The sequence below is a fragment of the Anaerosacchariphilus hominis genome, assembly GCF_014290175.1.
Lineage (GTDB): Bacteria > Bacillota > Clostridia > Lachnospirales > Lachnospiraceae > Laedolimicola > Laedolimicola hominis.
The window spans coordinates 18,318-29,924 of the sequence record NZ_JACOOR010000002.1 but is presented as its reverse complement, the minus strand read 5'-3'; the positions used below and the strand labels follow the sequence as shown (position 1 = coordinate 29,924).

Below are 11,607 nucleotides of genomic sequence, written 5' to 3'. Positions count from 1 at the left end.
TGTGCTCTCCTCACTTTATGCTTTGTTGTTCCGAATGTATCAGTTCCGCTTTGGATGCCATTCGGCAGAGTATCATGTTTGACAACATTATACCATATCCTCCGGATATGCCGCTCCGCTTTGGATGCCATTCGGCAGAGTATAATGTTTAACAACATTATACCATATTCCCCATGGTAGAGTTCTCCAAATTTTTATACTTTTTTAATATTTTTCCATTTTATTTCACAGTCGGCCAGTCTGCCCGGCGCCGGGCGCTCCGGCTGATTCTCCCCAGCTGTCCCCTTCCTTGACAACCTCTCGTCTTTCCACCTATAATAGAAACAGACTGAAAAAGGAGGCCCGGACCATGGCTGAGGCCCGTTACCGCTCCCTGAACGACGCTGTCCGGGAGCGCTTCGGTGAAAAACTGTATAAGCTCACGCTGAATGCAGGCTGCAGCTGTCCCAACCGGGACGGGAAGCTGGGTACCCGGGGCTGTATCTTCTGCAGTGCCGGAGGATCCGGGGAGTTTGCTTCCAGCGCGGCTCTGTCCGTGTCGGAGCAGATCGAGGACGCCAAGGCGCGCCTCTCCGGAAAGCGGCCGGTGAACCGGTATATCGCTTATTTCCAGGCCTACACGAATACCTACGCTCCGGCGGAGTACTTACGCCCCATCTTTCTGGAGGCCATCACCCGGCCGGAAGTGGCCGTACTGTCCATCGCCACCCGGCCCGACTGTCTGGAGCCGGAGATTCTGGAGCTTCTGGGGGAGCTGAACCGGATCAAACCTGTCTGGGTGGAGCTGGGCCTTCAGACCATCCATGAGGATACCGCCCGGTTTATCCGGCGGGGCTATCCCCTAGCCGTCTTTGAGCGGGCCATGGAGGAGCTTCACGCCCGGGGCATCGAGACGGTGGTTCACGTGATTCTGGGATTGCCCGGCGAGACGCCGGAACGGATGCTGGACACGGTTCGTTTCGTCAGCGCTTCCACCGCCTCCGGTATCAAGCTTCAGCTGCTCCATGTGCTGAAGGGTACGGATCTGGCCTCCTATTATGAGAATCCCGGCTTTTCGGTATTGTCCGAGGAGGCTTATGTGGATCTGGTCATCCGCTGCCTGGAGGTGTGCCGTCCGGATCTGGTGATTCACCGGCTCACCGGGGACGGACCAAAGGATCTGCTCATGGCTCCCCTGTGGAGCCAGGCCAAGCGCCAGGTGCTGAACCATATCCACCGGGAGTTGAAAATACGGGATACATTTCAGGGAAGGCTCTGGGAGCCTGCCGGAAGGGAGATTTGATTTATGGCGGAAACACTTACTTTATCAAAACTGATTGTGCTCTATATGCTGGACCGGGTCAGCTTTCCCATGAGCAACGCCCAGATCTCTGAATTTATTCTGGAAAAGGAGTATACGGATTATTTCACCATCCAGACCGCCCTGTCGGAGCTGGTGGAGGCCCGTTTTATCCGGCTGAAGTCCGTCCGGAATACCTCTCTTTACACCATCACCAAGGAGGGACAGAATACCCTGTCCTATTTCGGCAAAAAAATCTCCTCCCAGATCCGGGAGGAGATCGACGCCTTTCTGGCGGAACACAGCTATGAGCTGCGCAATGACATTTCCATGCCTGCAGACTACTACGAGACCAGCTCCGGGGAGTACGCCGCCCGCTGCCGGGTTCTGGAAAAGAATTCGGTGCTCATTGACCTGACCCTGACCGTTCCGGTACGGGAGCAGGCAGAGGCCATCTGCGGCCACTGGCGGGACAAGAGCCAGGAGATTTATGCTTCGCTGATGAAAGCGCTGCTGTAAAAGTTTGTAAAAATACTCTATTTCCCCTTCCGGTACTCATTCAATCCTTTTGCCAGTTCCCGGACGTCCTCAATGATGTCATCAAAGGTTCCTGCCTCATAAAGATTAATCAGAATCAATCCCACAGGCACTGCAATAATCATAGCCACGATTCCGCCGATCTTATAACCGATATACATGAATACCATGGTGGCCAGCGGATTCAGGCCCATGGTGTCGCCCACGATCTTGGGCTGGATCAGCTGGCGTACCAATTGGCTCACCAGATAGATAATCACCAGGCCCACGGCAAATTTATAATTGCCGCTCAGGACTTTCAGCACTGCCCAGGGAATCAGGGCCGTTCCCGTCCCAAAGAAGGGCAGAAAGTCCAGAAGGGCGATGAGAATGGCCCAGAGAATGGCGTATTTGATATGCAGCATGAAGAATCCCACCAACAGAATCACCGCCACCACGCCCATGATTTTGAACTGGGCCTTAAAGTAGCCGCCCACGGCATTCCGGAACTTTTCCGTGATGAAACGCCATTTGGAGCGCAGCTCCTCCGGCGTGTGCTCTCTGCCCCACTGGATGATTTTGTCCCGCTCCGCGATGAAAAAGTAAGCGGACAGGATGGTGAATATCACATGCACCAGGATATTGGGGATATTTTTCGCGATATTTCCGGCGGCCGCCACTGTAGGCACGCCGATGGTACTGATCACATTACCCAGGGATTCCGTCAGGCTGTGAACGGTGGCAGACAGCTTCTCCAGAAGCTCCGGCGGGATCTTCTCGGAGATTCCGGCCAGGTTCACGCTGGTGGTCTCCAAATCGCCCAGCAGTGCCTCATAGAGATCCGGCAGCACACCGATAAAGCCGTAGATCTCCCGGACCAGCCAGGACAGAATGCCGTAGCCGCCCAGCACGATCAGGGCGATGGTGCCGACGATGATCAGGGCCGAGCTGTGCTTCCGCACAATCTTCAGCCGCTTCTCCATCAGCCGCACCAGGGGATTCGCGATCAGGGCGATGATCCAGCCCACCACAAAGGGCATAAAGAAAATCACCAGTCTCGGAACCAGAAGACAGACCAGCACCACCCCCACAAGAAACAGTACGATGTTTACCAGATTTCTCAAGTACTTTCTGTCCATATTCTTACCTCTTTTCGATTTTCTGTTCTGTTAGGCTTCCGGCAGTTCTGCCTGTTCCTCCGCTTCCGGCGTAATCAGTGTATCAATCAGCGCCCAGATCTCGTCCCGTCCCTGCTTGGTCTCCGCGGAGAAGGGCAGGATCTGGGTACCCGGCTTCACATTCAGTCCGGTACGGATCAGCTTCAGCTGCTTCTGAATCTGGCTGCGCTTGATCTTATCCAGCTTGGTTGCAATGATGATCGGGTCGTAGCCGTTCCAGACGATCCACTCGTACATACGCTTGTCATTTTCCGATGGCTCATGCCGGATATCAATGAGCAGGAACACTGCTTTCAGCTGCTTGGATCCATGGAGATACCGCTCGATGAGCTTGCCCCATTTTTCCCGAATCTCCTGGGTTACCTTGGCGTAGCCGTAGCCCGGCAGGTCCACCAGATACATGGCCTGATTGACATTGTAAAAGTTGATGGTCTGGGTCTTTCCCGGCTGGGCCGAGGTCCGGGCCAGGGATTTGCGGTTCAGGAGTCCGTTGATCAGGGAGGATTTTCCCACGTTGGACTTGCCCGCAAAGGCGATCTCCGGCAGTTCATTTTCCGGAAGACGGCTGGTGATACCGCAGACCGTCTCCAGATTCACATTTTTAATAATCATATGCTTTCTCCACAGCGCGTCTTACGCTTTTTCGTGAAACGCGATTTTCAGTACGTCTTCCATCTGCTCCGCATAGACGATCTGCAGACCTTTTTTGATCTCCGCGGAAATCTCCGCCACGTCCCGGCGGTTCTTCTCCGGCACGATAACCGTCTTGATTCCGGCATTTTTCGCCGCCAGAAGCTTTTCCTTCAGACCGCCGATGGGAAGCACCCGTCCCCGCAGGGTGATCTCTCCGGTCATGGCCACATGGGCGTAAACCGGGATATCCGTCATAGCCGACAGCATGGCCGTAGCCATGGTGATTCCGGCCGAGGGACCGTCCTTGGGCACTGCGCCCTCGGGAATGTGGATATGGATATCATGCTCCCGGAAGAACTCTTTGTCAATACCGTAGCTGCCGCTGACGGAACGGATATAGCTCAGTCCCGTGCGGGCCGACTCTTTCATTACATCACCCAGCTGACCGGTCAGGGAGATTTCACCCTTTCCGGGCATGATATTTACTTCGATCTGCAGGGTGTCGCCGCCCACGCTGGTCCAGGCCAGGCCCCGGACGATACCTACCTCGTCGGTCTCATTTGCCATATCGTAACTGTACCGGGGCTTGCCCAGATATTTTTCCAGATTATTCTCAGTCAGACGGACACTCTCCCGGCTCTGCTCCAGGATCTCCCGGGCCGCCTTCCGGCATACCTCTCCCAGCTTCCGCTCCAGCTGGCGCACGCCCGCCTCCCGGGTGTAGCTGTGAATCAGATGCTCCAGTGCTTTGGGACTGATGGTAAGCTGTCCTTCCTTCAGGCCGTTCTTCTCCATCTGCTTTCCAATCAGGTGCTCTCTGGCAATATGTACCTTTTCATTTTCCGTATAGCTGCTGACCTCGATGAGCTCCATCCGGTCCAGCAAAGGACGGGGAATGGTCTGCACGTCGTTTGCCGTGGCAATGAACAGCACCTCGGACAGATCCATGGGAAGCTCCACATAGTGATCCTGGAAGCGGCTGTTCTGCTCGGAATCCAGCACCTCCAGAAGAGCTGAGGAAGTATCGCCCTTGTAGTCGCTGCTGACCTTGTCGATCTCGTCCAGCAGCATCAGAGGATTCTTCACCCCCGCCTGCTTCATGCCCGCCGCGATCCGGCCCGGCATGGCTCCCACATAGGTTCTCCGATGTCCCCGGATCTCCGCCTCGTCCCGGACGCCGCCCAGAGAAATGCGGACATACTTTTTATTCAGGGCTCTAGCGATGGACCGGGCGATGGAGGTCTTACCGGTTCCGGGCGGGCCCACCAGGCAGAGAATGGGACTGCTGCCCTTCTTTGTCAGAATCCGCACGGCCAGATACTCCAGCACCCGCTCCTTGACCTTTTCCATGCCGTAGTGATCCTCATTCAGAATCTCCTCCGCCCGCTTCAGGTCGCTGCTGTCACGGGACGCCTTATCCCAGGGCAGCTCCAGCATGGTTTCGATGTAGCCCCGGAGCACTGCGCTCTCGGAGGAATTCATTCCCATATTCTGGAACCGGCTGATTTCTTTGTTCAGCTTTTCCCTGACCTCTTTGGAGGCCTTCAGCTTCGCCACTTCCTCCCGGAAATGATCCGCGTCAGACAGGAGATTGTCCTCTCCCAGCTCCTCACGGATGACCTTCAGCTCCTCACGGAGCAGATATTCTCTCTGGTTCTTGTCCACCCGGTTCTTGACCTTCTCCTGGAGCTCCCGTTTGAACCGCATGACCTCGATCTCTTTATTCATCAGAAGACAGAGCAGCTCATACCGGTCGGAAAGGCTGTCCGCCTCCAGAAGCTTCTGTTTATCCTCGTAAAACAGGGGCAGATTGATCATGATCTGGCTCATGAGCTTTTCCAGATTCGGCTCCTGGGATACCTGACGGGCCAGCTCCTTGCCGCCTTTCGGGTTCTCCGCGCAGTACATCTGGAAGGTCTCTCCCAGATTCCGCGCCATGGCCTCCCGGCAGCTCTCCGGCAGGTTCTGAAGCTCCGTATCCTTCTCAAAGCGGAGCACTTCCGCCTCCAGATAGGGATCCTCCTGATGAAACTGGGACAGCTCCGCCCGCTCCAGGCCCTCTGCCAGCACCCGGATGACGCTGTGAGGCATCTTGATCACCTGCTTGACGCAGGCAATAGTTCCGATGCGGTACAGATCCTCCGATCCCGGATTTTCCACCTGTGGATCCCTCTGGGTCACCAGAAAAGTCCTCTGATCTTTCAGCATGGCTTCTTCGATGGCCTTGATCGAACGCTCCCTGCTCACGTCAAAATGTATTACCATGTCGGGAAGGATGGTCATCCCGCGCAATGCTATCACGGGTAAGGTTTCGATTAAATCTGTCATGGTTTCCACCTTCTCTTTCGTATATTCTGTCTTATGCACGAAAGAGTCCCGCAAGCGGAACTCTTTCTCACCCGGATCTATGCCCGGGCTCTCATCTCATTGCTGGTGGTCACAGGCTTGCCTGTGCCCTCCACCACTTCCTTTGTAATCATGCAGTTGGTGATCGTATCATCAGACGGAATCTCATACATGGTATCCATCATGATACCCTCCATGATGGAACGCAGTCCTCTGGCTCCCGTCTTTCGCGTCACAGTCTGCTCCGCGATGGCCTCGATGGCCTCCCGCTCAAAGGACAGCTTCACGCCGTCCAGCTCAAACAGCTTTTTGTACTGCTTGACGATGGAGTTCTTGGGCTCCACCAGGATCCGCACCATGTCCTCCTTGGTCAGGGCATCCAGGGCTACGGTCACCGGCACACGTCCCACGAACTCGGGAATCATGCCGAACTTCACCAGATCCTCCGGCAGCATCTCATGGAGCAGATGTCCGATATCGTCGCTCTCATTGGGCTTGCCCAGCTCCGCGCCGAAACCGATGGTCCGTCTGTCCATCCGGTGCTCAATGATCTTCTCCAGTCCCTCAAATGCCCCGCCGCAGATGAAGAGGATGTTTGTGGTGTCGATCTGAATCAGCTCCTGATGGGGATGCTTTCTGCCTCCCTGGGGCGGTACAGACGCCACGGTTCCCTCCAGAATCTTCAGAAGCGCCTGCTGCACTCCCTCGCCGGATACATCCCGGGTAATGGAAGGATTCTCGGACTTTCTCGTAATCTTATCAATCTCGTCAATGTAAATGATACCGTGCTCCGCGCGCTGGATATCATAATCTGCCGCCTGAATAATCTTCAGCAGAATATTCTCCACGTCCTCGCCCACATAACCGGCCTCTGTCAGAGAGGTGGCGTCCGCGATGGCGAAGGGTACGTTCAGAAGACGCGCCATGGTCTGGGCCAGCAGGGTCTTTCCGGAACCGGTGGGCCCCAGAAGCAGCACATTGCTCTTCTGCAGTTCCACATCGGATTCCTTTTTGCTGTCCTTCATGGCGAGAATCCGCTTGTAGTGGTTATACACCGCTACGGAAAGCACCTTTTTGGCGTCCTCCTGTCCGATTACATACTGATCCAGGAATTCTTTGATCTCCCTGGGCTTCAGGAGATTGATCTCCTCCTGATCCGGTTCTTCCTCCAGACCTTCCTGATCCAGCTCCTCGTCAATGAGCTCCGCGCAGAGCTCCACGCATTCGTCGCAGATATAGGTGCCGCTGGGCCCGGATATCATCTTCCGTACCTGGTCTCCTGTCTTTCCACAGAAGGAACACCTTACCTTATCATCGTTATTTCTGGCCATTCACTTATTTCCTCTATGCTCTTTTAGTCACAATACTGTCGATCAGACCGTAGGCAACAGCTTCCTCTGCGCTCATGTAATTGTCGCGCTCGGTATCTGCTGCGATCACTTCCAGCGGCTGTCCCGTATTTGCAGCCAGAATCTCGTTCAGTTTCTTCTTTGTCTTCAGAATATGATCCGCTACAATCTTAATATCGGTAGCCTGGCCCTGGGCTCCGCCGGAGGGCTGATGAATCATAATCTCCGCATTGGGCAACGCCATACGCTTTCCCTTTGCTCCGCCTGCCAGCAGAAATGCTCCCATGCTGGCTGCCATTCCCATACAAATGGTGGACACGTCGCATTTGATGTACTGCATGGTATCGTAGATAGCCATGCCCGCGGTCACGGAACCGCCCGGGCTGTTGATATACAGGCTGATATCCTTTCCCGGATCCTCAGACTCCAGAAACAGGAGCTGGGATACGATCAGGCTTGCGGATACGTCTGTGACTTCCTCCCCCAGAAAGATAATTCTGTCCTTGAGCAAGCGGGAATAGATGTCGTAGGAACGCTCTCCCCGGCTGGTCTGTTCAATTACATAAGGTACCAAACTCATATTTGCCATGTCTTCTCAATCCCTTTCTGTCTCGCGGCGGCCTGTAAAAGCTCGGTCGCTCAGGCATACACGCCGGTACGCCTGAGCCACATTCGCAATTTCGTTATTTATTTCTCTACTGCCGCCTCAGTTACCAGATCTACGGCCTTCTGAATAGCCAGATCCTCTTTGATATTCTTCAGCTCTTCCTCGCCGAGCAGGTCTTTCAGCTTCTCAACTTCCATCTTGTACTGCTCTGCCATCTTGGAAAGCTCTGCCTCAGTCTCCTCCTCGGAAGCAACCAGATTCTCAGCTGCCGCTACTGCTTCCAGTACCAGACGGCTCTGGATACGCTTCAGAGCCTGGGGCTTGGACTGCTCTACCAGTGCGTCTACGGTAGAACCTGTGAACTGCATGTACTGATCCATGGTCAGTCCCTGCATCTGCAGTCTCTGTGCGAACTCGTCTACCATACGCTCCGCCTGAGTCTTTACCATAGCCTCCGGAATCTCCATGGTAGCGCCCTCGATGATCTTCTCGATGACAGCGTCTTCCTTCTGTGCCTTAGCCTCTGCTGCCTTCTTCTCCTCTACCTTCTTGCGGACGTCTGCCTTGTACTCCTCCAGAGTATCGAAATCAGATACGTCCTGAGCGAAATCATCATCCAGCTCCGGAAGCTCTTTTACCTTGATCTCCTTTACGGTACACTTGAATACTGCAGGCTTTCCTGCCAGCTCTTTTGCGTGGTACTCCTCCGGGAAGGTTACCTCCACGTCTACTTCCTTACCGAGCTCTGCACCGATCAGCTTCTCCTCGAAGCCCGGGATGAATGCGCCGGAACCGATGGTCAGCGGATAATCGGTACCCTTGCCGCCCTCGAAGGGAACGCCGTCTACAAAGCCCTCGAAGTCAATGACGGTCATATCGCCGTCCTGAACTGCTCTGTCCTCTACGGTGATGGTTCTGGAATTGCTCTCGCGCTCCTTGTCGATCTCTGCGTTTACTTCCTCATCAGTCGCTGTGGTGTCTGCCTTCTCTACCTCGATGCCCTTGTAGTCGCCCAGAGTTACTTCCGGCTTTACTGCTACTTCTGCGGTGAAGATGAAGGGCTTGCCCTTCTCGATCTGTACCACGCTGATCTCCGGACGGGATACCAGCTCCAGCTCGCTCTCGTCAGCCGCCTTTGCGTAAGCGTCGGGAATCAGCTCGTTTGCTGCGTCCTCGTAGAATACGCCCGGGCCGTACATCTTCTCGATCATCTGACGCGGTACCTTTCCTTTACGGAAGCCCGGAACAGAAATCTGCTTTCTATTCTTCTGGTAAGCTTTCTGAAGCGCTGCCTCCAGCTCCTCTGCGGATACCTCGATGGTAAGCTTTGCCATGTTCTTGTCTAATTTTTCTACCTGTAAACTCATCTTCTATTTTCCTCCTTAAGTGTGGGGATTCTCACCCTCCACGTTTTCTATCTGTGTATATTTACATACTTACAGTCATTTTAACAGTATAGCATGAAGGATCCGAAAAAATCAAGTATTTACGCGGAAAAAGTTCGTGCTGAAGGGTCCTGTTCCGCGCAAAAAGGACAGCCGCGGGGATTTTTCCCGGAGGCTGCCCTCTTTTTGTTTCTTTTCCGTTTCTTTTTTCGCTTCTTTTACTTCTTTTCGCGTCTCAGGCTGTTACTTTCCGCCCATCTGCTGTTCCTGCTTCCTGATCATCTTTTTGACCATCTCTCCGCCAATGGAACCTGCCTGGGCAGAAGTCAGATCTCCGTTATATCCCTCTTTTAAGGGAACGCCCAGTTCGCTGGCCACCTCTTCCTTGAAGCGGTTCATAGCTTCCTTCGCTTCCGGCACTGCCATCTGATTGGATTTGGACTGTTCTGTCATGTGTATCACCTCCATGGCAGTAGTGTGTGCGGCGGGCGGTGGGATGATACTGGGAAGTGCTGGGAATGTGCGTTATGCCCCGTACACGATACTCTCCGCGATCTCCTTCGCCTTCTTCTCCCCGAACAGCAGCTCGATCAGCCGCAGTGCAAAGGGAATAGCCGTTCCTACGCCCCGGCTGGTGGTGATGCGGCCGTCGGTCACTACCGGCTCTGTCCGTACCAGCGCTCCGGTCAGACCTTCTTCGCAGCCCGGGTAGCAGGTGGCTTTTCTGCCCTTCAGAAGGCCTGCCTTACCCAGTACTGTGGGCGCCGCGCAGATGGCTCCAATCAGCTTGCCTGCCTGATCCGCGTCCTGCAGTACCTGCAGGAGCCGTCCGCTGTCCGCCAGGTTCCGGGTGCCCGGCATGCCGCCCGGCAGCACCAACAGATCCATCTCGTCAAATTTTATATCCTCAAATACCTTATCCGCCGCAATGGCGATCCCATGGCTGCCCGTCACCTCGCGAATCTCGCCGATGGAAATCATGGTCACCTCCGCGCCCGCTCTGCGGAGCAGATCCACCGGTGTCAGTGCCTCTACCTCTTCAAATCCCTTTGCCAGAAAAACGCCGACTTTTTTCATTTGCTTTCCCCGTCCTTTCACTATTTCTTTTATTCCAGATTGTATCAGATTTCCGTTGAATTATCCATACGAATATGTTAAAAATGAAGAAACATAATCCTGATGCAATCAAGCATTTCCAAAGAATACAAGGAGACTATCATGGAAATCGAACGTAAATTTCTCATCCATACCCTGCCGGAGGATCTGGATTCCTATCCATCCAGCACCCTGGAGCAGGCCTATCTCTGCACCGAGCCCGTGGTCCGGGTGCGCCGCAGCGACGATACCTATACCCTGACCTACAAATCCAAAGGGCTCATGAGCCGGGAGGAATATAACCTTCCCCTGACCCGGGACAGCTACGAGCATCTGAAAGCCAAGGCCGACGGCAATGTGATCCGCAAGCGCCGTTACCGCATTCCTCTGGAGTCCGGTCTCACCATCGAACTGGATCTCTTTGACACTCCCTTTGAGGATCTGCGTCTGGCCGAGGTGGAATTTTCTTCCGAGGAAGAAGCCCTGGCCTTTGTTCCTCCCCCCTGGTTCGGCGAAGATGTGACCTGGTCTTCTAAGTACCACAACAGCACCTTAAGCCGTAAACATGTCTGAAACCGTTTCCTGCTTTGCCGTCGTTTGGCGACATATTTTTCATCCCCGCAACGTTTTCTTCCATTGCGTATCAGCGAGACCGAAAACTGCTATAATACCTGTATTGCCACACAAGATGGCTAGAATACTGGAGGATGAGCGGGATGCCGGAACTGAATCTTTCTGACAACATGCGCAATCTGCGCGCAGCAAATGAATATTCCCAACAGGAAGTCAGTGATATGCTTCATATCGCCCGACAAACCTATTCCCTGTACGAGACAGGAAAGCGGATTCCCGATACCATGACCGTGTGCCGGCTGGCGGATATCTATCAGATCCCGGTGGAGACCTTACTGTTCGGTTCCTTCGTGAACGGACAGCTGGCCGACCATCCCGCCCACTATCACACTGCGGCGGGGCCTGACAACAGCTGTATGCATTTAAACGGCGCGGACGCGAAAATGCTGATGGATTACAAGTCCTTCCCCATGGAAGTCCAGCGGGAGGTCCGCGAGTTTATCCGTTTCAAGAAGCATCTGCTGGCCAAGGATAATCCGGGGCAGGGCGGCACGCCATAATCGCCATATTTCTACGCTGACCGCAGACTTCAGAAATATCTGAAACAGAAGTACCAGACAGAATCATCATAAATATTTAAAAAACA

12 protein-coding genes are annotated in these 11,607 nt (G+C 54.2%); 4 read left to right on the top strand and 8 right to left on the bottom strand.

The annotated features are described in order from the left end of the window. Positions 1–349: 349 nt before the first annotated feature. Positions 350–1,282, top strand: coding sequence for a TIGR01212 family radical SAM protein (locus H8S44_RS02760; protein ID WP_186873365.1), 933 nt, complete (start codon positions 350–352; stop codon positions 1,280–1,282). Positions 1,283–1,285: 3 nt separating this feature from the next. Then, positions 1,286–1,798 (top strand): DUF4364 family protein, encoded by a 513-nt coding sequence (locus tag H8S44_RS02755; RefSeq protein ID WP_186873366.1) that lies wholly within the window; start codon positions 1,286–1,288, stop codon positions 1,796–1,798. 17 nt (positions 1,799–1,815) lie between these two features. Here H8S44_RS02755 and ytvI read toward each other — a convergent pair whose 3' ends face one another. The 8 genes from ytvI to H8S44_RS02715 form a co-directional block, all read right to left on the bottom strand. Continuing rightward, positions 1,816–2,934, bottom strand: coding sequence for a sporulation integral membrane protein YtvI (ytvI, locus tag H8S44_RS02750; protein ID WP_186873367.1), 1,119 nt, complete (start codon positions 2,932–2,934; stop codon positions 1,816–1,818). Between the two features lie 30 nt (positions 2,935–2,964). Next, entirely contained in the window at positions 2,965–3,585 is a 621-nt protein-coding gene (yihA, locus tag H8S44_RS02745) for a ribosome biogenesis GTP-binding protein YihA/YsxC (protein ID WP_186873368.1), read from the bottom strand. Positions 3,586–3,606: 21 nt separating this feature from the next. Beyond that, the gene (lon, locus tag H8S44_RS02740) at positions 3,607–5,934 is read right to left on the bottom strand and encodes an endopeptidase La (RefSeq protein WP_186873369.1); all 2,328 of its coding nucleotides are present in this window, start codon (positions 5,932–5,934) and stop codon (positions 3,607–3,609) included. A gap of 77 nt (positions 5,935–6,011) precedes the next feature. After that, positions 6,012–7,283 carry an ATP-dependent Clp protease ATP-binding subunit ClpX gene (gene clpX / locus H8S44_RS02735; RefSeq protein ID WP_186873370.1) on the bottom strand — a complete coding sequence of 424 codons (1,272 nt, stop codon included), beginning with the start codon at positions 7,281–7,283 and terminating at the stop codon, positions 6,012–6,014. Between the two features lie 13 nt (positions 7,284–7,296). Continuing rightward, positions 7,297–7,881, bottom strand: a complete 585-nt coding sequence (clpP, locus tag H8S44_RS02730) for an ATP-dependent Clp endopeptidase proteolytic subunit ClpP (protein WP_186873371.1) — start codon at positions 7,879–7,881, stop codon at positions 7,297–7,299. Between the two features lie 107 nt (positions 7,882–7,988). Next, the gene (gene tig / locus H8S44_RS02725; RefSeq protein WP_186873372.1) at positions 7,989–9,275 is read right to left on the bottom strand and encodes a trigger factor; all 1,287 of its coding nucleotides are present in this window, start codon (positions 9,273–9,275) and stop codon (positions 7,989–7,991) included. A 261-nt stretch (positions 9,276–9,536) separates the two neighbouring features. Further along, positions 9,537–9,746, bottom strand: a complete 210-nt coding sequence (locus tag H8S44_RS02720) for an alpha/beta-type small acid-soluble spore protein (protein WP_243167460.1) — start codon at positions 9,744–9,746, stop codon at positions 9,537–9,539. Between the two features lie 72 nt (positions 9,747–9,818). Then, positions 9,819–10,370, bottom strand: a complete 552-nt coding sequence (locus tag H8S44_RS02715; RefSeq protein WP_186873373.1) for a DJ-1 family glyoxalase III — start codon at positions 10,368–10,370, stop codon at positions 9,819–9,821. 141 nt (positions 10,371–10,511) lie between these two features. Here H8S44_RS02715 and H8S44_RS02710 point away from each other — a divergent pair, with 141 nt between their 5' ends. Together H8S44_RS02710 and H8S44_RS02705 are read left to right on the top strand one after the other, a co-directional pair. Continuing rightward, complete coding sequence (locus H8S44_RS02710; RefSeq protein ID WP_186873374.1) at positions 10,512–10,961, top strand: CYTH domain-containing protein; 450 nt, start codon at positions 10,512–10,514, stop codon at positions 10,959–10,961. Between the two features lie 143 nt (positions 10,962–11,104). Further along, a complete protein-coding gene (locus tag H8S44_RS02705; protein WP_186873375.1) occupies positions 11,105–11,521 on the top strand; it encodes a helix-turn-helix transcriptional regulator in 417 nt (138 codons plus the stop codon). Positions 11,522–11,607 lie beyond the last annotated feature (86 nt).